Source organism: Microvirga lupini (assembly GCF_014191055.1).
GTDB lineage: Bacteria > Pseudomonadota > Alphaproteobacteria > Rhizobiales > Beijerinckiaceae > Microvirga > Microvirga lupini_A.
On the sequence record NZ_JACHWB010000003.1, the window covers coordinates 758,788 to 781,146 of the forward strand.

At 62.2% G+C, this 22,359-nt stretch carries 21 protein-coding genes; 9 read left to right on the forward strand and 12 right to left on the reverse strand.

Going from position 1 to position 22,359, the window contains the following annotated elements; translation table 11 throughout:
* Position 1 precedes the first annotated feature (1 nt).
* Positions 2-469, forward strand: a complete 468-nt coding sequence (locus tag FHR70_RS15090; protein WP_183451492.1) for a type II toxin-antitoxin system RatA family toxin — start codon at positions 2-4, stop codon at positions 467-469.
* Here the strand turns inward: FHR70_RS15090 and FHR70_RS15095 are convergent, their stop codons facing one another.
* Together FHR70_RS15095 and FHR70_RS15100 are read right to left on the reverse strand one after the other, a co-directional pair.
* On the reverse strand, positions 470-958 hold the full coding sequence (locus tag FHR70_RS15095; RefSeq protein WP_183451494.1) for a CinA family protein: 489 nt from the start codon (positions 956-958) through the stop codon (positions 470-472).
* Positions 955-2,148, reverse strand: coding sequence for a bifunctional 2-C-methyl-D-erythritol 4-phosphate cytidylyltransferase/2-C-methyl-D-erythritol 2,4-cyclodiphosphate synthase (locus tag FHR70_RS15100; protein WP_183451496.1), 1,194 nt, complete (start codon positions 2,146-2,148; stop codon positions 955-957). The genes FHR70_RS15095 and FHR70_RS15100 overlap by 4 nt, the downstream gene beginning before the upstream one ends.
* A gap of 110 nt (positions 2,149-2,258) precedes the next feature.
* On the opposite strand from FHR70_RS15100, the gene dusB reads away from it, so the two are divergent.
* The 7 genes from dusB to hflX all read left to right on the forward strand — a co-directional run bounded on the left by dusB (position 2,259) and on the right by hflX (position 11,460).
* Positions 2,259-3,278, forward strand: a complete 1,020-nt coding sequence (dusB, locus tag FHR70_RS15105) for a tRNA dihydrouridine synthase DusB (RefSeq protein ID WP_183451498.1) — start codon at positions 2,259-2,261, stop codon at positions 3,276-3,278.
* Positions 3,275-4,378, forward strand: a complete 1,104-nt coding sequence (locus FHR70_RS15110) for a two-component system sensor histidine kinase NtrB (protein WP_183451500.1) — start codon at positions 3,275-3,277, stop codon at positions 4,376-4,378. Before dusB ends, FHR70_RS15110 begins: the two co-directional genes overlap by 4 nt.
* Before the next feature lie 9 nt (positions 4,379-4,387).
* Entirely contained in the window at positions 4,388-5,854 is a 1,467-nt protein-coding gene (gene ntrC, locus FHR70_RS15115; RefSeq protein ID WP_183451502.1) for a nitrogen regulation protein NR(I), read from the forward strand.
* Positions 5,855-5,954: 100 nt separating this feature from the next.
* Positions 5,955-8,207, forward strand: coding sequence for a sensor histidine kinase NtrY-like (locus FHR70_RS15120; RefSeq protein WP_183451504.1), 2,253 nt, complete (start codon positions 5,955-5,957; stop codon positions 8,205-8,207).
* On the forward strand, positions 8,204-9,574 hold the full coding sequence (gene ntrX / locus FHR70_RS15125; RefSeq protein ID WP_183451506.1) for a nitrogen assimilation response regulator NtrX: 1,371 nt from the start codon (positions 8,204-8,206) through the stop codon (positions 9,572-9,574). Before FHR70_RS15120 ends, ntrX begins: the two co-directional genes overlap by 4 nt.
* Positions 9,575-9,809: 235 nt before the next feature.
* Complete coding sequence (hfq, locus tag FHR70_RS15130) at positions 9,810-10,064, forward strand: RNA chaperone Hfq (RefSeq protein ID WP_009491222.1); 255 nt, start codon at positions 9,810-9,812, stop codon at positions 10,062-10,064.
* A 1-nt stretch (position 10,065) separates the two neighbouring features.
* On the forward strand, positions 10,066-11,460 hold the full coding sequence (hflX, locus tag FHR70_RS15135) for a GTPase HflX (protein WP_183451508.1): 1,395 nt from the start codon (positions 10,066-10,068) through the stop codon (positions 11,458-11,460).
* Here hflX and mazG read toward each other — a convergent pair.
* Positions 11,455-12,300, reverse strand: coding sequence for a nucleoside triphosphate pyrophosphohydrolase (gene mazG / locus FHR70_RS15140; protein ID WP_183451510.1), 846 nt, complete (start codon positions 12,298-12,300; stop codon positions 11,455-11,457). The two genes, hflX and mazG, sit on opposite strands and share 6 nt — an antisense overlap.
* Positions 12,301-12,434: 134 nt before the next feature.
* On the opposite strand from mazG, the gene FHR70_RS15145 reads away from it, so the two are divergent.
* A complete protein-coding gene (locus FHR70_RS15145) occupies positions 12,435-12,875 on the forward strand; it encodes an OsmC family protein (RefSeq protein ID WP_183451512.1) in 441 nt (146 codons plus the stop codon).
* Between the two features lie 232 nt (positions 12,876-13,107).
* Here the strand turns inward: FHR70_RS15145 and FHR70_RS15150 are convergent, their stop codons facing one another.
* The 9 genes from FHR70_RS15150 to FHR70_RS15190 form a co-directional block, all read right to left on the reverse strand.
* The gene (locus FHR70_RS15150) at positions 13,108-13,458 is read right to left on the reverse strand and encodes a hypothetical protein (RefSeq protein WP_183451514.1); all 351 of its coding nucleotides are present in this window, start codon (positions 13,456-13,458) and stop codon (positions 13,108-13,110) included.
* A gap of 64 nt (positions 13,459-13,522) precedes the next feature.
* Positions 13,523-14,323, reverse strand: a complete 801-nt coding sequence (locus tag FHR70_RS15155; RefSeq protein ID WP_183451516.1) for an MBL fold metallo-hydrolase — start codon at positions 14,321-14,323, stop codon at positions 13,523-13,525.
* Complete coding sequence (locus tag FHR70_RS15160; RefSeq protein ID WP_183451518.1) at positions 14,323-15,129, reverse strand: TatD family hydrolase; 807 nt, start codon at positions 15,127-15,129, stop codon at positions 14,323-14,325. Before FHR70_RS15160 ends, FHR70_RS15155 begins: the two co-directional genes overlap by 1 nt.
* A gap of 63 nt (positions 15,130-15,192) precedes the next feature.
* Positions 15,193-16,524, reverse strand: coding sequence for a family 1 glycosylhydrolase (locus tag FHR70_RS15165; protein WP_183451520.1), 1,332 nt, complete (start codon positions 16,522-16,524; stop codon positions 15,193-15,195).
* A 47-nt stretch (positions 16,525-16,571) separates the two neighbouring features.
* Complete coding sequence (gene metG, locus FHR70_RS15170) at positions 16,572-18,122, reverse strand: methionine--tRNA ligase (RefSeq protein ID WP_183451522.1); 1,551 nt, start codon at positions 18,120-18,122, stop codon at positions 16,572-16,574.
* 58 nt (positions 18,123-18,180) lie between these two features.
* Entirely contained in the window at positions 18,181-19,245 is a 1,065-nt protein-coding gene (locus FHR70_RS15175; RefSeq protein WP_183451524.1) for a DNA polymerase III subunit delta', read from the reverse strand.
* Entirely contained in the window at positions 19,235-19,924 is a 690-nt protein-coding gene (gene tmk, locus FHR70_RS15180; protein WP_183451526.1) for a dTMP kinase, read from the reverse strand. The genes FHR70_RS15175 and tmk overlap by 11 nt, the downstream gene beginning before the upstream one ends.
* Positions 19,924-21,135, reverse strand: a complete 1,212-nt coding sequence (locus FHR70_RS15185; RefSeq protein ID WP_183451528.1) for a D-alanyl-D-alanine carboxypeptidase family protein — start codon at positions 21,133-21,135, stop codon at positions 19,924-19,926. The genes tmk and FHR70_RS15185 overlap by 1 nt, the downstream gene beginning before the upstream one ends.
* 126 nt (positions 21,136-21,261) lie before the next feature.
* Positions 21,262-22,278: a septal ring lytic transglycosylase RlpA family protein gene (locus FHR70_RS15190; protein ID WP_183451530.1), complete on the reverse strand. Its 1,017-nt coding sequence runs from the start codon at positions 22,276-22,278 to the stop codon at positions 21,262-21,264.
* Positions 22,279-22,359: the final 81 nt, after the last annotated feature.

Below are 22,359 nucleotides of genomic sequence, written 5' to 3' on the forward strand. Positions count from 1 at the left end.
CATGCCGACCTTCCGCACCACCCGGACCGTGAAGCATACGCCCGCTCAGATGTTCGCCCTCGTGGCCGATGTGGAGCGTTATCCGGAGTTCCTGCCCCTGTGCGAGGATCTGCGCGTCATGCGCCGGGTCCAGAGCGGGGAGGGCATCGAAACGCTCGTGGCCACCATGTCGGTGGGCTACAAGGCCATCAAGGAGAGCTTCACCACCCGCGTGACTCTGGACGATCCGCGCCGGAAGATCACGGTCGAGTACGTGGATGGGCCGTTCAAGTATCTCGAGAACCGCTGGACCTTCCGAGAGGTGCCGGGCGGCTGCGATGTCGAGTTCTACATCAATTACGAATTCAAGAGTTTCGCCCTTGGGCTCCTCATGGGTAGCGTCTTCGACAAGGCCTTCCGCAAGTTCACCGGGGCCTTCGAGGAGCGGGCGGACGAGATCTATGGCGCACCCTCCCGGGCCCGCGCCTGATCAGGCGATAGCCTGTTCCAACAGCGAGAGCGCATCCTCAACCGCCCGGCGGCGGACAGTCTCCCGACCAAGATCGCCATAGCGGCGTTCCAGGTGGATTGTTGGGGCTCCTTTGCGTGCTAGGCCGAAATGAACGAGACCGACGGGCTTTGTCGCGGTTCCGCCGGTCGGGCCTGCAACACCAGTTATACCCACGGCCATATCGGCCCGCGAGTGGGCGAGGGCTCCCTCGGCCATGGCTCGAGCTACTGGTTCGCTTACTGCTCCATGGGTGAAAATCAGGTCGGCGGGCACCCCGACCAGTTCGGTCTTCGCCTCGTTCGAATAGGTCACGAAGCCGCGCTCCACCACGGCTGAGGAGCCGGAAATTTCGGTCAGCATGGCGGCAACCAGACCGCCGGTGCAGGACTCGGCCGTTGCGATCTTGAGGCCCCTTCGGCGATAAGCATCGAGAAGAGCGGCGGCGCGGTCTCTCAGATCCGGAATCATGAATTCACCTCCGGCAGGCGGATGGTTGCGGCGGCCTGGGCGGCAATACCCTCGTTACGGCCGGTGAAGCCGAGCTTTTCAGTGGTAGTGGCCTTGAGCGAAACCTGATCGAGACGGAGCCCGGCAATCTCGGCGATACGCTGGCGCATGGCTTCCCTGTGCGGCCCCAGCCGGGGGCTTTCGCAGAGAAGGGTGGTATCGAGATGGTCGACAACGCCGCCGCGCTCCCGCACCATGCTTACCGCATGGGCCAGGAACTGATCCGAGGAAGCGCCGCGCCATTGCGGATCGCTCGGTGGGAAGTGGGTGCCGATGTCCCCGTCGGCGAGGGCGCCAAGGATGGCGTCGGTCAGGGCGTGCAGGATCACGTCACCGTCGGAATGAGCGATCACACCCCGGTCATGAGGCACCTTGATTCCGCCGAGCCAGACATGGTCGCCATCGACAAAGGCGTGAACGTCGAAGCCTGTGCCTAGCTTGGTGATGTAGGTCATGGATGGGCCTTTCAATCGCCGCTCGGCTTCCAGGAAGTCGGCCGGATGGGTGAGCTTGATGTTCTCGCTGTCGCCCTCGAACACGTGAACCGGCATCCCGGCCCATTCGGCCAGGGCGCCATCATCTGTGAAGGCATGCATCCCTGCAGCTGTCGCCTTGCGATGGACATCAAGCAGTAAGGAGAAACGGAAAGCCTGCGGCGTCTGTACGGCCCTGAGACTATCCCTTTCGGGGGTCGAGATGACCTCGGCCTGATGGCCGATCACCTTGATCGTATCGGTCACCGAAATTCCGGGAACTGCCCCATCCCAGCGTCTTGCTGCCTGGATCGCCCTGTCGATGAGTTCCGGGCTGGCGAAGGGTCTTGCCGCGTCGTGAACCAGGACGATCTCGGGGGCTGAAGAGGCGAGAGCCTCAAGGCCATTCCGCACCGAATCCTGGCGCGTAGCGCCGCCATGAACGCATGGCAGAAGTGCCGAAGGCAGGGGTACAAAGGCCGCGATGCTTCCCTCATAGAAAGCGTCATCATCCGGGTGGATCACGACGAGGATCTGATCGATGCCTGGATGCGAGAGGAAACTGGCGAGTGTTCGTGCCAGGACTGATCGGCCCTGGAGATCTCGGTACTGCTTTGGAAGACCTTCTCCCGCTCGTGATCCACGGCCTGCGGCAACGATCAGGGCGGCAACTGACATCGGGAAGGCTCTCCGTAACAGGTGCTCTCCTTAACGCGGCGGCCCCAGAAGGCAAATACCCGCGCGGAATAGCTTGCACGTCATCTAAAAATGGCTATTAATTGAGCACAATGGCACTTGATCAAAAAATAGGCGTTTATGGCTTCGGTATTGGATCATTGAAGATCGAATGCAATGCCATCCTGGCCCCTTTATCGGGCGTAACGGATGTTGCCTTCCGGCGTATCGCCAAGCGCTTGGGGGCAGGGCTCGTAGTTTCCGAGATGGTGGCCTCAGACGAGCTGGTTCAAGGCTCCGAAGAAGCGCAGCTGCGTGCCGAAGGCGCTGGGATCGAGCCGCACGTTGTCCAGCTCGCCGGATGCGAGCCCCGCTGGATGGCGGAGGCCGCCCGCGTGGCCGAGGGGGCAGGGGCACGCATCATCGATATCAATATGGGGTGCCCGGCAAAGCGCGTGATCGGCGGCTTTGCCGGATCGGCGCTCATGCGCGATCTTAATCACGCTGCCCGTTTGATCGAGGCGACGGTGCAGGCTGCCAGCGTTCCCGTAACGGTAAAGATGCGGCTCGGCTGGGATCACCAGAATATCAATGCGCCGGATCTCGCCCGCAGGGCCGAAGCTCTTGGCGTGAAAGCGGTGACGGTCCATGGTCGTACCCGCCAACAATTCTATAAGGGACAGGCCGACTGGGGCGCCATCGCGCCGGTCGCGGATGCGGTGGGCATTCCGGTGATCGCCAACGGCGACATCGGCTCTGTGGATGACGCGAGGCGCTGTTTGGCCGCCTCGGGAGCGGCTGCCGTCATGATCGGACGTTCGGCCGTCGGGCGTCCCTGGCTCGTCGGCCAGATCGGCGCAGCCCTGCAGGGACGCACCATTCCTGACCCCTCCCCGGAAGAGATGACGGCTATTGCCGTCGAGCATTATGAGGGACTGCTCTCACTCTATGGAGAGAAGACAGGAGTCCGTCATGCTCGCAAGCACTTGGCGGCATATGCGGATGTGGCGATCGCCTCGGGTTTCCAGGTTCCTCCACGAGTTCGCATGGGGCTCGTCACATCGGAGGAGCCCGGAACCGTGATTGCGCTCCTGCGATCAGTTTACAGCTCTTTGGAGCGAGACGCTGCATGACGGCTCTTCCCATCAATGACCTGATCATGAATGCCCTGCCGATCCCGGTTCTCACCGTAGGGCCGGAGCATCGGATCGCGCACGCCAATGCGGCGGCCGAGTCGTTTTTCGAGATGAGCCTGCGCATGATGCAGCGCCAGAAGCTCAGCGACCTGCTGCCCTTCGGCTCACCGGTGATGGCTTTGGTCGAAGATGTTCGCCAGAGGGGCTCCAGCGTCAGCGAGCACCGGGTCGATATCGGCAGCCCACGTCTCGGCGCCGAGCGCATCGTAGACGTCTCGGCATGTCCTCTTGGCGACGACCGCGACAACGTGATCGTCATGCTCCAGGAACGGACCATCGCCGACAAGATGAACCGTCAGCTCACTCATCGCGGGGCGGCCCGGTCGATCACGGCTCTCGGTGCCCTGCTGGCGCACGAGATCAAGAACCCGCTCTCCGGCATCCGCGGCGCCGCGCAGCTTCTCGAGCAATCGGCGAACGAGGACGACCGGTTGCTGACGCGACTCATCTGCGACGAGACCGATCGCATCGTAAAGCTCGTGGAGCGCATGGAGGTCTTCGGCGAAGAGCGGCCCGTGGAGCGAGGTGCCGTCAATATCCACGGCGTACTCGACCACGTGAAGCGTTTGGCACAGTCGGGTTTCGCCCGCCACATCCGCTTTGCTGAAAACTATGATCCATCGCTCCCCCCCGTCCTCGGTAATCGGGATCAGCTGATCCAGGTCATCCTGAACCTCGTCAAGAATGCTGCCGAAGCCATTGGCATCGATGCACCGGATGGAGAGATCATCCTGTCGACGGCCTTCCGGACCGGCGTCAGGCTCCAGGTGCCAGGCTCGCAGGAGCGTGTGAGCCTGCCAATCGAGTTGAGCGTCACGGACAATGGACCTGGGATTCCACCGGAGTTGATGAGCGAGCTCTTCGATCCCTTTGTGACCACGAAGGTCCAAGGCAGCGGCCTTGGGCTCGCCCTTGTCGCCAAGATCGTGGGCGACCATGGCGGCATCGTTGAATGCGAACCGGCTCCCCGGCGGACCACCTTCCGAGTTCTTTTACCCATGCACCGCGCCGGCGACGGTCGCGGGGCTGATTTATAAGGCTGACCTATGCCGAGCGGACAGATCCTCCTCGCCGATGACGATGCAGCTATCCGGACCGTCCTGAACCAGGCGTTGTCGCGGGCGGGCTACGAGGTCCGCTCCACGAGCAATGCCGCCACCCTCTGGCGCTGGGTGTCTCAAGGGGAGGGCGATCTTGTCATCACCGATGTGATGATGCCCGACGAGAACGCCTTCGACCTCCTGCCCCGCGTCAAGAAGCTTCGGCCGGAGCTTCCGATCATTGTCATGAGCGCGCAGAACACGTTCATGACGGCGATCAAGGCCTCTGAGCGCGGTGCCTACGAGTATCTGCCCAAGCCCTTCGATCTAAAGGAACTGGTGGCCGTTGTCGGCCGGGCGCTCTCCCGCCCGCGCGGCGTGCCCACCGGTGCCCAGCCGGTACCGGAAAACGAGGATATCCCGCTCGTCGGACGCTCGCAGGCGATGCAGGAGATCTATCGGGCGCTGGCGCGCCTCATGCCCACCGACCTCACCGTGATGATCACGGGCGAATCCGGCACGGGCAAGGAACTGGTTGCGAAGGCGCTGCATGATTACGGCAAGCGCCGACAGGGGCCTTTCGTCGCCGTCAATATGGCGGCGATCCCGCGGGAGCTTATCGAATCTGAGCTGTTCGGCCATGAGAAGGGCGCCTTCACCGGGGCGACCGCCCGCAATACGGGCCGCTTCGAGCAGGCCGAGGGGGGAACACTCTTCCTCGACGAGATCGGCGACATGCCCATGGAGGCGCAGACGCGTCTCCTGCGCGTCCTCCAGCAGGGCGAGTATACGACCGTTGGCGGACGTGTGCCGATCAAGACCAATGTCCGCATCGTGGCCGCCACGAACAAGGATCTGCGGGTTCTCATTCAGCAGGGCCTCTTCCGCGAGGATTTGTATTTCCGGCTGAACGTAGTTCCGCTGCGGCTTCCGCCTCTTCGCGAACGGGTCGAGGATATCCCGGATCTCGTCCGCCACTTCTTCGTGCTGGTGGAGAAGGAGGGGCTTGGCCGCAAGCAGCTTGATGTTGAGGCTATGGACCGGCTGAAGCGTTACCGCTGGCCCGGCAATGTTCGCGAATTGGAGAACCTGGTGCGGCGCTTGGCTGCACTCTACCCCCAGGACACGATCACGGGCGCCATCGTCGACGCGGAGCTCGATTCCCAGCCGCTCCTCGCGCCGCAGCCTGCCGGAAAACCCGGCCAGCCAACCCTGCAAGCCTCAGAGGGCCTCTCCGACGCGGTGGAGCGGCACCTGAACGAATACTTTTCCGGGTTCAGGGATTCGCTTCCGCCTCCCGGCCTCTACCACCGGATCCTGCGCGAGATCGAAGGTCCCTTGATCGGGGCGGCCCTGGCGGCAACGCGGGGCAATCAGATCAGGGCGGCGGAGCTGCTTGGGGTCAACCGCAACACCCTGCGGAAGAAGGTTCGGGACCTGGACCTTATGGTCGTGCGGTCAAACAGAGCCTGACCAGCCTGAGCTGTAATAATTTGACCACAGTGTTGTGTTGGTGCATCACCCCAGGGCAGGGTGCCGTCCTCAAGGCGCCCGATCTCGTGGGGCTTCAGTCTTGATCAACCAGGACACCATTGCACAGCGTCAGGCGGCAGAGCCGTCCCAGACCGGTCTCGGTTGGCTGGGCTATGGAGCCGTTCTGTCGGCTCTGGCGTCGGCTCTAGCCACTTTCCTGATTCTCGCCGGTGCGACGCCGATCCTGCCGACCCACAATGTCGTCGTGTGGGTGTTCACGCTGAACGGCGTTCTCATTGCTGTCCTCCTTGGAATCGTGGCCTGGCAGACCCGGAAGCTGGTGCGGGAGCGCAGGGCAGGGGCAGCGGCAGCCGGACTCCACGTGCGCATCGTCGGGCTCTTCAGCCTAGTGGCCGTCCTGCCGGCCATTCTTGTCGCCGGTGTCGCGACGGTGACCCTCGAGCGTGGTCTTGATCCATGGTTCACGGGCGCACTTAAGAATCTCATGAACAACACAGTGTCCATCGCCCACTCCTACCGGGAGATGCAGTGCCGGACACTGGCGCGCGAGACTCAGCTGATGGCAGCTGACCTCAATCGCGCGAAGGTTCTCTTCGATGCCGACCGCAACCTGTTCCGGGAATTCATGAATTCCCGCGCGGTCTTCCTCGGCTTCCCACTTGCCATGCTCGTCGATCCGGACGGTACGGTGGTTGAGCGGATCGAAGTGAAGAAGGTTGAGAACATTCCTCCGCCCTCTCAGGCAGATCTTCAGGAAGCGAGCTCCCAGGAAGCGCTCTGTCTTTTCACCCGAGGGAGCGGCAACATTTTCCGTTCCGCCCTGAAGCTCGATGCCCATGGTGGGCGGGTCCTCTACGTGGCGCGTGAGGTGGATCCGCGAGCCATCGAGTTTCCCCAGGTGGCTGAAACCGGTGTGGCCTTCTACGAAGCGCTTGACCAGAAGAAGGCCGGCATTCAGATCGCCTTTGCGTCCATGTTCACGCTGATCGCCTTGATCGTCCTGCTCTCCGCAGTCTGGTTCGGGCTGAATTTCGCGAACCGCCTCGTGGCGCCGATCCGACGCCTCATCCATGCGACGGACCAAGTGGCAACCGGCAACTTTTATGTTCAGGTTCCCGTCAAGCGGGGCGAGGGGGATCTTGGCCATCTCGGCGAGACCTTCAACAAGATGACCTCGGAGTTGCGCCGCCAGCATGATGGCCTCACCACAGCCAGCGAGCTCATGGATCGTCGTCGCCGCTTTACCGAGGCAGTTCTCGCCGGTGTCTCGGCCGGGGTGATCGGCGTGAATGCCCGGGGTGTGATCACCATCGTCAACCCTTCGACGGAGTCCCTGCTCGGGGCTTCGCGAGAGGAGCTGCTCGGCAAGTCGATCACCATGATCTTGCCGGAGGTCACTTCCCTGGTGGAGGAGATGAGCCACGGGCGCCAGCGACTCATGCAGCAGCAGATCCATATCGCCCGCCGCGGCAAAGAGCGCACGATCAATGTCCGCGTGACCAGCGAGCAGACCCGCAGCGAGAAGCGGGATCTCGTGATCACCCTCGACGACATCACGGATCTCGTCCTGGCGCAGCGGACGTCCGCCTGGGCGGACGTGGCGCGCCGGATTGCGCACGAGATCAAGAACCCGCTGACCCCGATCCAGCTCTCGGCCGAGCGTATCCGCAGGAAATACGGCAAGGTGATCACCACCGATCGTGAGGTGTTCGATCAGTGCACGGACACGATCGTGCGGCAGGTCGACGACATCAAGCGGATGGTCGACGAGTTCTCATCCTTCGCCCGCATGCCCAAGCCGACCATCGGAAACGAGGATCTGGCCGAGACAATCCGGCAGGTGGTCTTCATGATGAAGATTGCCCACCCTGAGATCGAATTTGCCGATCAGCTTCCTCAGGGGCCTCTTGTGGCGCCGTTCGACCGCCGTCTCGTGTCCCAGGCTGTGACCAATATCGTCAAGAACGCGACGGAAGCCATTGCGGCAGTGCCAGATGAGGAGCGAGGGCAGGGGCAGATCGCCATTCTTCTGGACGACACGCACCCGGACTATCTGATCCTGGCCGTGACCGACAACGGCAAGGGCTTCCCTGTTGAAGGGCGGCAGCGCCTTCTGGAGCCCTATATGACGACCCGCGAGGGTGGAACCGGTTTAGGATTGCCGATCGTCGCAAAGATCCTGGAAGACCATGGGGGCGGCATGGAACTCGCCGACAATCCTGCCGGAAGAGGTGGGCAGGTTCGCATGTGGATCCCAAAGACGAAACAGATTTCATCGGAAGAGACATCGGCCGTTTCCAGCCGACATGACTCTCGCAGGGCAAGCTCATGAGCGCTGATATTCTCGTCGTCGACGACGAAGTCGACATTCGCGAACTTGTGGCCGGTATTCTTGAGGATGAAGGCCACCGGACACGCACGGCTGGGACCTCCGACGAGGCCCTGGCTGCTATCGAGACGCGGCGTCCCCACCTCGTCTTCCTGGATATCTGGCTGCAGGGAAGCCGCCTGGATGGTCTCCAGGTGCTCGAGATCATCAAGAGCCAGCACCCGGACCTGCCGGTGGTGATGATCTCAGGCCATGGCAACATCGAAACCGCAGTTTCGGCCATCAAGGCCGGTGCCTACGACTTCATCGAAAAGCCGTTCAAGGCTGATCGGCTCGTGCTCGTGGCCGAGCGTGCCCTTGAGGCATCGCGACTGAAGCGAGAAGTGCGCGACCTGCGCTCCCGGTCCGTTCAGGCGAGCCGCATTGCCGGCAAGTCCATCGTGATCAACCAGCTTCGCCAAGCGGTTGAGCGGGCGGCCCCGACAAATGCCCGGATCCTGATCACCGGCGCACCCGGCTCTGGCAAGGAGCTGACGGCCCGAACCCTTCACGGGCTTTCCACCCGCGCCAACGGTCCCTTCGTGGTGCTCTCGGCCGCGACCATTACGCCGGACACCATGGAGGCCGAGCTCTTCGGTACGGAAGGTGGAGCAGGCGGTGGACGCCGCGTCGGCGCGCTTGAGGAGGCCCATGGCGGAACTCTCTATATCGACGAGATCGCCGACATGCCGCGGGAGACGCAGAATCGGATTCTGCGCGTTCTCGTGGACCAGAACTTCCAGCGTGTCGGCGGAACGACCCGGGTTCATGTGGATGTCCGTATCGTCTCGTCGTCCAGCCGCGATCTGCCGGCTGAGATTGCCGCTGGCCGGTTCCGCGAGGATCTCTTCCACCGCCTTGGGGTTATTCCGATTCGGGTGCCGTCCTTGGCCGAGCGCCGGGAGGATGTGCCCGAGCTCATCGATTTCTTCATGGAGCAGATCTCGTCGACGACAGGCCTGCCCAAGCGCCGAATCGCCGAGGATGCGATGGCAGTGCTGCAGTCGCATGACTGGCCGGGCAATGTGCGCCAGCTCAGGAACAACGTCGAGCGCCTGATGATCCTCACGTCCGGTGAGCCCGACGCGGAGGTCACGGCCGACATGCTGCCGTCCGAGATCGGTGCGCTCGTTCCGAGTACGCCTGGCGGGGCAGGGGGCGAAAAGCTCATGAGCCTGCCGCTCCGCGACGCCCGTGAGATCTTCGAGCGGGAGTACCTTCTGGCCCAGATTGCCCGCTTCAGCGGCAACATTTCTAGGACGGCGGAGTTCATCGGCATGGAGCGGTCGGCCCTGCACCGGAAGCTGAAATCCCTGGGGATCGGCGGCTGACGACCTGCTGCCGATGTTCCGATGGGTCACGTGCTGTCGTCAGGCCTGGAACTAAAACCTACCAATCCACGGGAAAATGCGCCCCGAGGAGGTAGAACCGTTGCGTCCCCCTTGCCGAACGCGGCTGTTCGCCCTGTAATAAGTAGGCCGGTCACCGACCGCACGAAAGCGGACAATCATATCAAGGCGGCCCCATAGCCAAGACCGGCGGCGATGGGCTGGCGAGGCAACTTCAATGGCGGGCGATCGCGCGCAGAACCTTCAGGACACCTTCCTCAACTACGTCCGGAAGCAGAAAATACCCCTGACGATCTTTCTCGTGAATGGCGTCAAGCTCCAGGGAGTCGTCACTTGGTTCGACAATTTCTGCGTTCTTCTGCGCAGAGATGGTCACTCACAACTGGTTTACAAACACGCCATTTCCACCATCATGCCGGGACAGCCTGTTCAGTTGTTCGATCAGATCGACGAGGCTGGCGAGAAGGCCTGAGGTGACGGAACCACGGACGCCGGGGGAAGAACGTCTCGCTCAACTCGCCGAACCTGAGAAAGAGGTCGCGGCGGGTACAAGGACGCTCGTTGTCGGGCCATATATGACGCGCAAACGGCGCGTCTCTACAGATTCCGAAGGCGAGGGGGGCAACCCTCGCCCTCCCGATGCCCGGCTCGATGAGATCGCCGGCCTCGCACTTGCGATTGACCTGACTGTTGTTCGCTCACTCATCGCTCCATTGTCGTCTCCCCGCCCCGCCACCTTTATCGGAAGCGGCAAGGTGGAAGAACTGGCGGGCTTGATCCGGGCCGAGGAGATCGGGCTCGTTGTCATGGACTGTGCCCTTAGTCCCGTGCAGCAGCGGAATCTCGAAAAGGCCTGGGGCGCCAAGGTCATCGATCGGACGGGCCTGATCCTCGAAATCTTCGGCCGGCGTGCTCGGACCAAGGAAGGCACGCTCCAAGTCGAGCTGGCTCACCTGTCATATCAGAAGGGCCGGCTGGTCCGCTCCTGGACCCATCTGGAGCGCCAGCGTGGCGGCTTCGGCTTCCTGGGCGGCCCGGGAGAGACGCAGATCGAGGCCGATCGGCGGATGATCCAGGAGCGGATGAACCGGATCGAACGGGATCTGGAAGGGGTCGTGAAGACCCGGTCCCTGCACCGGACGAGCCGGCGGCGGGTGCCCTATCCGATCATCGCTCTCGTCGGCTACACCAACGCCGGCAAATCCACGCTTTTCAACCGCATGACGCAGGCCGATGTACTGGCCGAAAACATGCTGTTTGCGACCCTCGACCCCACATCCCGGGCCATCGAGCTTCCTCACGGCGAGAAAGCCATCCTGTCGGACACCGTGGGCTTCATCTCGGATCTGCCAACCATGCTGGTAGCGGCTTTCCGGGCCACCCTAGAGGACGTCGTCGAAGCGGATGTGCTGCTGCACGTGCGCGACGTGTCTCACGGGGAGACGGAAGCTCAGGCCGGCGACGTGGCCGTGGTGCTGCGGGAACTCGGGATCGACCCAGAAGACACGCGGCGTATCATCGAGGTCTGGAACAAGGCAGATCTTCTCTCGGCGGATGATCGGGAGCGGCTCGCCGCCACCTCGCAGCGAACCGGCGAGGAGAGGCGGCCAATTCTCATCTCGGCCCTCACAGGAGACGGGATCCCAGAACTTCTCGCCACCATCGAGCAGCACTTAGCCTTAGGGCGGCTGACTTACGAGGTCGATGTGGCGGCTGAGGACGGGCAGGGGCTCGCATGGCTCCATGAGAACACGGAGATCCTCGACCGCCAGACGAAGGAGAATGGGCATACCGTGCTTCAGGTGCGCCTTGTTGCCGGCAAGGAGCCCCGCTTTCTCAACCGCTTCCCCGAAGCCCGCGTCCTATGAGGTGGCGCCCGGCTCTCGCTCGGCCATCTTCGCAGCAACCCAGAGCCGCTCCATCTCTTCAAGGGAAGCGTCATCGAGGCTGCGATCCTGCTCGCCGAGGCCCTGCTCGACAGCCCGGAACCGGCGCTCGAACTTGGCGTTCGTGCGTCGCAGAGCCTGCTCAGGATCGATGCCGAAATGACGAGCGAGGTTCGTCACGGAAAAGAGCAGGTCGCCGATTTCATCCTCGACCTTGTCTCTGTCTCCAGATGAAGAGGCTTCTTTAACTTCCTCTAACTCTTCGTGAATCTTATCGACGACCTGGGCAGCGTCTGGCCAGTCGAAGCCGACCTTGGCAGCTTTGGCTGTCAGTTTCTGGGCTCGTGTCAGGGCGGGCAGGGCCGTCGGAATGCTGCCGAGAAAGCCCACCTCATGCGCCTCTGCTGACAAGCCCATTTTGGCTCGCTCTGCCTTTCTTTCCGCCTTCTCCTCGGCTTTGATCGAGTCCCAAAGGTGCTTCACATCCCCGGGCGACAGGTTCTCGATGCTTCCGAAGACGTGGGGATGGCGCCGGATGAGCTTTTTCGTGATCGCCTCGACCACATCGCCGAAGGCGAAGGCACCCTGCTCCTCGGCCATGCGGGCGTGGAAAACCACCTGGAGCAGCAGGTCGCCAAGTTCGTCCCGGAGATCCGCCAGATCGCCACGCTCGATGGCGTCCACGACCTCGTAGGCCTCCTCAAGCGTATAAGGCGTGATCGACGCGAAATTCTGCTCGAGATCCCAAGGACATCCTGTTCCCGGCGTGCGCAGGGCCGCCATGATCTCCAGGAGGCGTGTGATGTCGGTCGAAGGCTTCATGGTTAATTCCTGCTCGCTAGGTCAGTCTCATACCCTGAGGACAAAACCCACGGCTAGCTGGATTTGCGCCATCTCCCTGCAGTAGCGGTGTATGAAGTCAGCAGAATTCTTTGTGATCATTGAGGAAGGGTACGATGAAAGCGCGGGTCAAACTGGTCGACGGGATGATGTTCGTGGGCGAGTCCGGCAGCGGACATGCTGTCATCATGGATGGCGCGCCTGAATATGGCGGGCGCAATCTCGGGATCCGTCCCATGGAAATGCTCCTGATCGGGCTCGGCGGTTGTACCGCCTTCGACGTCGTGCAGATCCTTAGAAAGGGCCGTGAGCAGATCTCGGATTGCGAGGTCGAGGTAGCCGCCGAGCGTGCAGCGACTGATCCCAAGGTCTTCACCAAGATCCACCTCGAGTACCGGGTCGTGGGCAAGGACTTGGTACCGGCGAAGGTCGAACGGGCGATCCAGTTGTCCAAGGAGAAGTACTGCTCGGCCTCGATCATGCTCGGTGCCGTGGCCGAGATCACCCATAGCTGGACAGCTTCAGATGAGACGGCAGAGCCTGAGACGGCATCCTAGGACAATCGTTCAGGAGAACCGACAACCTGGGCTGCGTCTGATCGAACATCCTTGAACAGACATTGCGCCATGAGCGGTCCTGGCAACCGCTCATGGCCAACCGTGCATTCTTCGCCAGAAGCTCCAAGCAGATCGCCTGAGGTCCGAGGGGAGAGGTCGGCAGCTCTTTATATGAAATTCGCATAAGATATATTATGGAACTTAAGCCTCAGGATGCTCGGGCCTTTGATGCCTACCTATCGGCCTGTGATTTCGGTTCGAGTGAAAGATACCATTCGGCATATGGCGTATCTCTTACCAGCCGCCGATTGTAGTCCGGTGCACCGTCACTCCACCAGACTGGACCGCGCTCACCAAGGGCCCGCTTTGCAGCGTCTACCCGAGCACGGGTTTGGCTCAATGCCTGTGGATCGTCCCTGACATTGCGGATCGCCCGGCGGGCCGCCATCAGCTCCTTGACGAGACGCTCACGCTCTAGAGGTTCCAGATCGGGATTGCTGAGGCGCCACAAGCGGCCGCGAACCACGAAATAGCGGCCATCCGGGGTGCGCGGATACGGATCGGTGGATGGCGCGCGGCTCATGGGCTCCTCTCAGCACGACCAGCTCCTAAAGGTCGTCAGGCTCCATCACTGCGTGATCGCACAGTCAGCGAGCTTCGATCTGCATCCCATCATAGGCAGGTTCGACATGCGGCGGCAGTTCGCTCCGCAGCGTCTCATAGTCAAGATCCGTGTGCAGATTCGTCAGGATGGCGCGCTTCGGTTTGACTTTCGCGATAAAGTCCAACGCCTCCGACACCGAGAAATGGGTGGGATGCGGCGTGTAGCGCAAGGCATCGAGGATCAGGACGTCCAGTCCCTCCAGATAGCGGAGGCTCTCCTCAGGCATCGCGCTCACGTCCGGAGCATAGGCGATGCTGCCGAACCGGAAGCCCAGGGTATCGATATCCCCGTGGACCATTCTGAACGGAAGCGCCTCTACGTTGCCGCCCGGTCCTTGCACCGAGGCCAGGATCCCGGGCTTCAGATGGTGCATCTTGAGAATGGGTGGATAGCTGCTCCCGGCCGGTGTGTCGAAGCAGTAGCCGAAGCGCATCAGCAGCAGCTCGCTGGTCATCCGATCGGCATAAACCGGGATGCGATGGCGCTGGACGATAGCGAGCGGGCGCAGGTCGTCGATCCCATGGATGTGATCGGCGTGCTCGTGGGTGTACAGAACCGCATCCAGACGGCGGACATCGGCACCCAGCAATTGATCGCGGACATCCGGACCGGTATCGACCAGCACGGTGGTGACGGCGCCGTCCGGCCCGGTTCGTTCCACCAGCACGGAGCAGCGTCTGCGCCGGTTCTTTGGATTGGCCGGATCGCAGGCCCCCCAGCCGACACCCACGCGCGGCACGCCAGCGGAAGACCCACAGCCGAGGATCGTCAAACGCAACGCCATTATGCGGGCGCCCGCCTGAATTCAGCATCGGCAACCGCGGCCTTGGCGAACAGCCGGTAGAAATTGGCGGTCGTGAGCTGGGCGATCTCGTGATCCGTCACGCCGATGACCTCTGCGAGGACCCGGGCAGTATGGGCCACATAGGCCGGTTCATTGGTTTTCCCGCGGTATGGAACGGGGGCCAGATAGGGTGCATCGGTCTCGACCAGCAGCCGGTCGTGGGGAACGGCGGCGGCAATCCGGCGAATCTCCTCCGAGTTCCGGAAGGTCAGTATCCCCGAAAACGAGACGTAGAGACCCAGTTCGACGCCAATCTGGGCGAGCTTCTCACCAGACGAGAAGCAGTGGAGGACCGCATCGAAGCGCCCTCGCCTCATCTCCTCGGACAAGATCTGGATCATGTCCTCGTCAGCGTTGCGGGAATGGATCACCAGCGGCAGGCCGGTTTCACGAGCCGCTTCGATATGGGTGCGAAAGACCCGCTGCTGCACATCGCGCGGGCTCTTGTCGTAGTGGTAGTCGAGGCCGGCTTCGCCAATTGCGACGCAGCGCGGGTGGTGTGACAGCGCGATAAGCCGCTCCGCCGGCACATCCGGCTCCAGCGCCGCATTGTGGGGATGGGTGCCGACCGTGTAGAAGACGCTCTCATGCGCCTCAGCCAGGGCTCGGTAGATCTCCATACGCGCCACATGGGTCGAGATGGTCACCATCCGGTCGACGCCAGCCCCTGAGGCTGCAGAGAGCACCTCGGGCAGGCGGCTCTGAAAATCCGGGAAATCAAGGTGGCAATGGCTATCGACCAACATCGGTGAAGGCGCCCTCCTCTGCGGCTAGCGGCACGGCTGCATAGATCGGATCAGCGCTCTCGTCTACCGATGCACACCCTGAGCAGTCGCCACGGGCTCGTCGTCTTCTTTACTTTCCTTGCTACGCATTCTGCGGAGCCGGTCCTGGTGACTACGGATCGGGAGTTCGTCCATCTCCTGAGGCCGGACGACGGGAACGGTCAGGCAGACGCTTTGCGCGGGAAGCACATCACACCAGTCATGAATGAGCTGCTTGTAGCAGCGTCCGACAGGACGAATGTTGCGGTCGAGATCATAGAGACCGACCGGCGTGACGCGATTGTTCTCCTCGCGCAGGGCTGTATCCCAATCCATCTGGTCGGTGAGCGAGTACCAGGTAAAGCCCACGATGGGCACGCCCGTATTGCGTACCCTCAACACATTGGCCCATTGCTTCCAGAGCCAGTTCACGGCCTCGTCGCCATGCGGACCTTCCATAAGGTTCGTTTCGGTGTGCATGACCGGCAGCTTGTAGCGGTCATAATATTGCCGGGTGATCTCGTCGTACCCGAAAACATCGCCCGCAGCCCTCGTCATCCCATCCGCCTGCACTCGGTGCTCATTGGTGATGTAATAGTCGTTCCCCATGATGCAGTGATGTCTCAGCGAGGACCGACTGAGGAAGAAGTGGTACTCGTCCCGGCTCATGCCGTTGTCCATCAGGAACTCGTACATCTCGGAATCGAGCCTGCGGCCGTAGTTCAGATCGAGGGACAGGAAGCGCCTGGCGTTCATGATTTCGGCCGGCTTGATGGCGGCCGGGTTGTCGGCGTGGAAATATTCCGACGACTCGCTCTGGATGAACAGCGCATCCGGGCGAACTTTCAGGATTCGTTCCATCGCCAGCACATTGGCCTTCACGATATGCTTGAGCGCCGTCACGAAGGCTTGGTCGCTGCGCATCTGCTCGTTCCACCAGCCATAGGCGGCTGAGAATTGGGCGCAGATGAACATCTCGTTGATGGGGGTATAGAGCTGAACCCAGGGAAAACGTCGCGCGAAGTCTTCCGCATAAGCTGCGAAAAGATCAGGGAAATCCGGGTTCTGGAAATTGCCGATCCAGTCGGGAACGCCGAAATGGCAGAGATCGACGATGGGAATGAGGTTACGGCGCTGGATTTCCTCGAAGGTCATGTCCGCAAAGGACCAGTCGTAGCGGCCGGGACCCAGAAAGCTGGTGTGAAGCGGCGGCCCATAGCGCAGGACCTGAATATCGAGCTCTTCGAGGAGGTCGAAGTCCGTCCGCCAGTACTTGTAGTGGCCGCACTTCTCCATCTGATCGATGCGGGTGCGGCTATTGTTGATGGTCGGGATGCTGTTCTCAATCCCGGTGGCGAACATGAAGGTGGTGTACATATTACGCTTCCGCTGAGGGCCCTTTCGGGCCGATCGAAGCGGACGCGTCAGGACACCTCCGCTTCGAGATAACGCGGGAAAATCGGAGCCGGTTGCGGCAGGGCCGTGCCGGCTGCCAGACGATGCTCCGGCCCAACCTCTGCAAGCCCCCTGCCCTCCGGTGCAACAGCCAGAAGATCGAGCAGCTTGGCCGCAGCCGTCGGCACGAAGGGCTGTGCCAGGATGCCGACCGCGCGCAGAACCTCGGCCGTTACGTAAAGCACGGTGTTCATGCGCTCAGGATTGGTCTTGCGCAGCACCCAGGGCTCCTGGGAGGCGAAATAGCGGTTGGCCTCGGCCACTACGGCCCAGATTTCGGCCAGCGTCGTATGAAGGGCGAAATCCTTCATGGCTGCCCTCGTCTTCGCCGGCAGGGCATCGGCCAGCCAGAGCATGTCCTGGTCGGCCTGGGTGAGCTCGCCCGGCTGCGGCACGGAAGCGTCGCAGTTCTTGGCGATCATCGACAGGGAGCGCTGCGCCAGGTTGCCGAGATCGTTGGCCAGATCTGCGTTGATGCGGTTGACGATAGCTTCGTGGGAGTAGTTGCCATCTTGTCCGAAAGGTACCTCCCGCATGAAGAAGTAGCGGATCTGGTCAACGCCATAGGTGTCGGCAAGGTCGAACGGATCGACCACGTTGCCCACCGACTTCGACATCTTCTCGCCCTTGTTGAGCAGGAAGCCGTGCCCGAAGACGCGCTTGGGCAGCGGCAGCTCGGCCGACATCAGGAAGGCAGGCCAATAGACCGTGTGGAAGCGAACGATGTCCTTGCCGATGATGTGGACGTCGGCCGGCCAGTAATGCCAGCGCGGATCGTTCTCGTTCGGGAAGCCACACCCAGTCACATAATTGTTCAGGGCATCGATCCACACATACATGACGTGCTTCGGATCACCCGGCACCGGGAGGCCCCAGTTGAAGGTGGTGCGGCTGATCGAGAGGTCCTGCAGGCCGGAGCGGACGAAGCTCACGATCTCGTTCCGGCGGGTTTCCGGGCTGATGAAGTCCGGATAGGCCTCGTAGTGGGCCAGCAGCCGGTCCTGATAGGCGGAGAGGCGGAAGAAGTAGCTCTCCTCCTCGATCCATTCGACCGGAGTGCCGGTGGGCGCGCGCCAGCTGCCGTCGGGCTGCTTGGTCAGCTCGGCCTCGTCGTAATAGGCTTCGTCACGGACCGAGTACCAGCCGGAATACTTTGAGAGGTAGATGTCACCCTTTTCCTGCATCCGGCGCCAGAGTTCCTGGGTCGAGGGCAGGTGGTCGGCGTCCGTCGTACGGATGAACCGGTCATAGGAGCAGTCCAGCCGGTCGGCCATGGCCTGGAACTTGGCGGCCATCTGGTCGACGAAGTCCTTTGGCGTGGTGCCGTTCTTATCCGCCGTCTGCTGGATCTTCAGGCCGTGCTCGTCCGTGCCGGTCATGAAGAACACGTCATAGCCGTCGATGCGCTTGAAGCGTGCGATCGCATCGGAGGCGACGACCTCGTAGGCATGACCGATATGGGGAGCCCCATTCGGGTACGAAATAGCCGTGGTGATGTAGAATTTTTGCTTGTCGGCCATGTCGAATCCCTGATCCTGAACTTCAAAAACCCTTCGGCTCCTGCGGACGGCGGAGGCTTCAGGCCGCTCGCCGAACAGCGTCGGCAAGATCGTCGAACATCGTCAGGATGAAGGGCCGGCGGTCGAGGTTGAACACGTCGATCTCGCGCGCCGAACGGCCGATCTTCTCACACACCTCCACCAAAGGCGCAAGGCGGGAGGCGCCGAGCCCTGCCCGGTCGTGCAGACGCTCGGAGACCCAGCGTTGCACGGTTTCCAGAGTTAGCTCGTAACTGTCGTCCGCATCGCGACGGGCGAGCGCCTCCGCCAGAGCGAGGATCTGCTTCGTGTCGGTCCTCGGCAGCCCGTCGAGGAGCTTCGTGACCTGATCGATGAAGGCGACCTTCTCGGCATCGAGCAGCTCTAGGGTGCGGCGGACCGATCCTTCGCCATAGCGGAGCGCCTGATCGACCAAGTCCCGCGGAATGTCGGACCAGGGAGAGCCAAGCGAGCCAATGGTTGCCCTGATCTCCTGGTCTCCCAGGGGACGCAGCAGCAGACGCCGGCATCGGGAGCGGATGGTGGGCAGAACCCGCTGCGGAGCATGGCTCACGATCAGGAAAAGCGAGCGCGGGGGCGGCTCCTCGATCACCTTGAGCAGCGCATTGGCGCTCGAGATGGTGAGATCCTCGGCGCTATCGACGATGCAGACCCGGTAGCCGCCATTGGCGGCCGTCGAGCCGAACATGTTCAGCGCCCGGCGCACCGCATCCACGGGAATCGTCGTCGAAGCCGCCTTCTTGTCCGTGGGCGGGGACCGTCTGAGCACGGCCAGATTGGGATGGGACAGGGCTGCGACCTGACGGGCCACCTGGGATTCGGTCGGCACGTCCAAGCTGGTCAGGGACCTGTCGCCCGCTTTCTGAGGGTCGAGGACGGCTCGGGCGACCCGGTAGGCGAGCGTGGCCTTGCCGATGCCCTGAGCACCGCCGATCAGCCAGGCATGGTGCAGGCGGCCGCTGCGGAGCCCCTCCAGAAAAGCCTCCTCGCCTTCCCGGTGACCGAAGAAGGCGAACTGCTCCCGCGGATGCGGCGCGCCCTCGAACCCGTCGGGCTCGATCACGTCCTGACCGTCACGCGACATCGAGCGGCCTCACGGCGTTGTCCGGCAAGCGATTCTCGGCGAGCTGAGGCAGCCTTTCGCGCAAGGCAGCCCATATGGCAGCCTCGACCTCGTCGGGCTCCTGATCGGCATTGATCACCACACACCGTCTTGGTTCGCTGCGAGCGATCGACAGGAACGCTTGGCGCAGGGAATGATGGAAGGAGGCATCCTCCCCCTCGAACCGGTCCGCACCCTCCCCCTTGCCCGCTTGGCGTTCCCGAGCCCTGGCGAGGCCGGTTTCAGCCGGCAGGTCAAGGATGAAGGTCAGGTCGGGTTTGACGCCACGAAGCGTCACCCGCTCGAGCTGGTCGATAAGCGCCTCGTCGATGTTTCCAGCCGAACCCTGATAGGCTCTGGTCGAGTCCGCGAAACGGTCGCAGAGGACATGAGTGCCGCGATTGAGAGCCGGCACGATCGTCTTGTCCAGGTGGTCGATGCGGGCTGCGGCGAATAGAAGGGCCTCTGCGAAAGGCCCGAGGTGCTTGGCGTGCCCGCCCAGGATGAAGGCGCGGATCTCCTCCGCATGAGGCGATCCGCCTGGCTCACGTGTCACCAGGGTCGGTTGAGCGAGGCCACCCAGCCGTTGCCTGAGCCGCTCGATCTGGGTCGACTTGCCTGCGCCCTCCCCGCCTTCGAAGGTGATAAAGCAACCTGCCATCAAATGCTTTCGACGAGGCTCGAGAATGCACGGCGAACCCAGCCCGTGCTGAATTCCAGCAAGCCATCGAGCGCCCGCTGGCTGAGCGTGCCTTGCTGGACGTCCTCATTGGCGTAGAGCGGCATGTCGAGAGCCTGCATGTCACCACGGCTGACCTGAAGCCGGGCCACCTCGGCTCCTTTCTGGATAGGAGCTTTGAGCGGACCGGTGTAGACGATGCGGGCGGTCACCCGCTCGCCGTCTCCTCGCGGGACAAGTACACGAACAGGCTTCTTCGCGACAAGGGGAAGAGAGCGCATGTTTCCACCGAAAACCTGAGCCTCACCAACAACCTGCCCTTCCGTAAAGAGCTGCTGGGTCTCAAACGCCCGGAAGCCCCAATCCAGGAGTTTTCTGGATTCCGCCGCCCGGTCTTTGGCTGTCTTCAGGCCATTCACGACGACGATCAGACGCTGGTCGTTCTGAACGGCAGAGCCGATCAGCCCGTAGCCGGATTCATCGATATTTCCTGTTTTCAGCCCATCCGCCCCGATATCGGCAAACAGCAGAGGGTTCCGGTTCTGCTGACGGATCTTGTTCCAGGTGAATTCGCGCTCACCGAAGATCTTATAGAGATCCGGATAGGTCTCGATGACGTACAGCGCGAGCTTGGCCAAGTCACGAACCGTGACCTTCTGCTCAGGATGCCCGTAGCCGGTGGCGTTTCGGAAGGTGGACTTGGTGAGGCCAATCTGCTTGGCCCGCTCGTTCATCATGCGGGCGAAGTTTTCCTCGGTTCCGGCGATCCCTTCAGCAAGGGCGATGGCGGCATCGTTGCCCGATTGAACGATCAGGCCGCGCAGGAGGTCTTCAAGGCGGACAGGGGTATTCACCTTGGCGAACATGGAAGAGCCGCCGGAGCCACCTCCCCCCTTCCGCCAAGCATTCTCCGACAGCATGAACTCGCTATCGAAGTTCAAGCGGCCGTTCTTGATCTCATTGAACACGACCTCGGCCGTCATGACTTTTGCCATGCTGGCTGGCGCCGTCGGTTCATCCGCGCTCTTTTCGAAGAGAACCGCATGGCTTCCGGCATCCATCAGGATGGCTGTCGGAGCCGCCGTCTGGAATCCCTGGGCTCGCGCCTCCTGCGTCACCTGAGACGCAAGGAACAAACCACTGACCATAAAGGCAAAGGCCGCAAGGACTCGGGCGGCTCGAGGCTGACGCATAGCTCACAATCTCCAGGCTCTTCCCCTAGGAGATCCCAAATCTGTGGCGCGTCAACAGCAAATCAACATCCAGCTACGCTGGACTGTGTGCGGAGGCGCGAGGCTGAGGAAAGACGATGTCCCAGCCTAGCGGAGAACGAACTTCTGCGCAGAGGGAACAGCAGATGAGCCGTTCCGCTCGAATCCGGAGGGCGTCATGCTTGCAGGTGTCTCATATAGGCTGGCAACCACCGGGCGCGACGCCCCCACTTGGCTCGGAGCTGCCGAACTGACCCTGGCTACAGGGCTTGCCGCACCCGGAATCGTTCCCAGGTCGAAGGGGCGCTCGGGTGGCAGCGGAACATTGCTGGCGACAGCGCTAGGCATCGCCGAAGGCTGAGCGGACCGAGCGGGAGTCTGATAGGCCTCACTGTCAGGCTGGAAGCTGCGCAGAGCGATAGCTTGGCGCGGCGCGTTCGGCTGCTGAGCTGCCTGGGCGATCATGGTCGGAGCCGTGTTGGTGAGGCTGGCGGGCTGGCCGTCAGTTCTGAGGCTGGCCATCAGGATGCGATCGTCGCTTCCGTTGGTGGAGGCTCGACCCACATACTCCACCCTCACCCGTGCCGTGCCCTGCTGCTTGAAGCCGAGAGCCATGGCGGCGCGTTCGGAGACGTCGATCACCCGGTTGCCATGGAACGGCCCGCGATCGTTGACGCGAACGATCATGGAGTGACCGTTCTGGAGGTTCGTCACACGGGCATAGCTCGGCAGCGGCATCGTGGTATGGGCGGCTGCGATGGAGGCCCGGTCGAAGACCTCGCCATTCGCCGTCATGCGGCCATGGAAATTCGCCCCATACCAGGAGGCAAGGCCTTCGGTCGGGCGCGGGGTGGCATCGGGAACATAGGTGCGGCCAGCAACCGTATAGGGCTTGCCGACCATCTCCCGTCCGCCGCCCTTCGGCACAGGTTGCCCATCGGCGACCACCTTCGGGCTCGGAGCGACGCCGTATTTCGGATCAATCCCGCCCCTGACGTTCGAGGAGCAGTTAGCAGCCATCAGGGCGATGGCTGTGACGCCAGCAACGCGGAGCAGAGTCCGTTGAGTGAAGGAAGGAAGGATTTCCCTCAGCCCGGTGATCGCTTCAGCGCGGTTGCAACGCATGTCGTCTCGCATCCTGTTGTCAGCACGGAGCATGGCTCAGTCCCCGTTTGCCCCGGACATCAAGCCAAAGTGCTTTTCAGC

Coding starts and splice junctions, on each gene's coding strand:
- mazG (WP_183451510.1), bottom strand. CDS start 12,300: ATGAAGCCTTCGACCGACATCACACGCCTCCTGGAGATCATGGCGGCC.
- dusB (WP_183451498.1), top strand. CDS start 2,259: ATGGCACTTGATCAAAAAATAGGCGTTTATGGCTTCGGTATTGGATCA.
- ntrX (WP_183451506.1), top strand. CDS start 8,204: ATGAGCGCTGATATTCTCGTCGTCGACGACGAAGTCGACATTCGCGAA.
- FHR70_RS15110 (WP_183451500.1), top strand. CDS start 3,275: ATGACGGCTCTTCCCATCAATGACCTGATCATGAATGCCCTGCCGATC.
- metG (WP_183451522.1), bottom strand. CDS start 18,122: ATGGCCGACAAGCAAAAATTCTACATCACCACGGCTATTTCGTACCCG.
- FHR70_RS15165 (WP_183451520.1), bottom strand. CDS start 16,524: ATGTACACCACCTTCATGTTCGCCACCGGGATTGAGAACAGCATCCCG.
- hfq (WP_009491222.1), top strand. CDS start 9,810: ATGGCGGGCGATCGCGCGCAGAACCTTCAGGACACCTTCCTCAACTAC.
- FHR70_RS15145 (WP_183451512.1), top strand. CDS start 12,435: ATGAAAGCGCGGGTCAAACTGGTCGACGGGATGATGTTCGTGGGCGAG.
- FHR70_RS15095 (WP_183451494.1), bottom strand. CDS start 958: ATGATTCCGGATCTGAGAGACCGCGCCGCCGCTCTTCTCGATGCTTAT.
- FHR70_RS15160 (WP_183451518.1), bottom strand. CDS start 15,129: ATGTTGGTCGATAGCCATTGCCACCTTGATTTCCCGGATTTTCAGAGC.
- tmk (WP_183451526.1), bottom strand. CDS start 19,924: ATGGCAGGTTGCTTTATCACCTTCGAAGGCGGGGAGGGCGCAGGCAAG.
- ntrC (WP_183451502.1), top strand. CDS start 4,388: ATGCCGAGCGGACAGATCCTCCTCGCCGATGACGATGCAGCTATCCGG.
- FHR70_RS15175 (WP_183451524.1), bottom strand. CDS start 19,245: ATGTCGCGTGACGGTCAGGACGTGATCGAGCCCGACGGGTTCGAGGGC.
- FHR70_RS15155 (WP_183451516.1), bottom strand. CDS start 14,323: ATGGCGTTGCGTTTGACGATCCTCGGCTGTGGGTCTTCCGCTGGCGTG.
- FHR70_RS15185 (WP_183451528.1), bottom strand. CDS start 21,135: ATGCGTCAGCCTCGAGCCGCCCGAGTCCTTGCGGCCTTTGCCTTTATG.
- FHR70_RS15100 (WP_183451496.1), bottom strand. CDS start 2,148: ATGTCAGTTGCCGCCCTGATCGTTGCCGCAGGCCGTGGATCACGAGCG.
- FHR70_RS15150 (WP_183451514.1), bottom strand. CDS start 13,458: ATGAGCCGCGCGCCATCCACCGATCCGTATCCGCGCACCCCGGATGGC.
- FHR70_RS15190 (WP_183451530.1), bottom strand. CDS start 22,278: ATGCGTTGCAACCGCGCTGAAGCGATCACCGGGCTGAGGGAAATCCTT.
- FHR70_RS15090 (WP_183451492.1), top strand. CDS start 2: ATGCCGACCTTCCGCACCACCCGGACCGTGAAGCATACGCCCGCTCAG.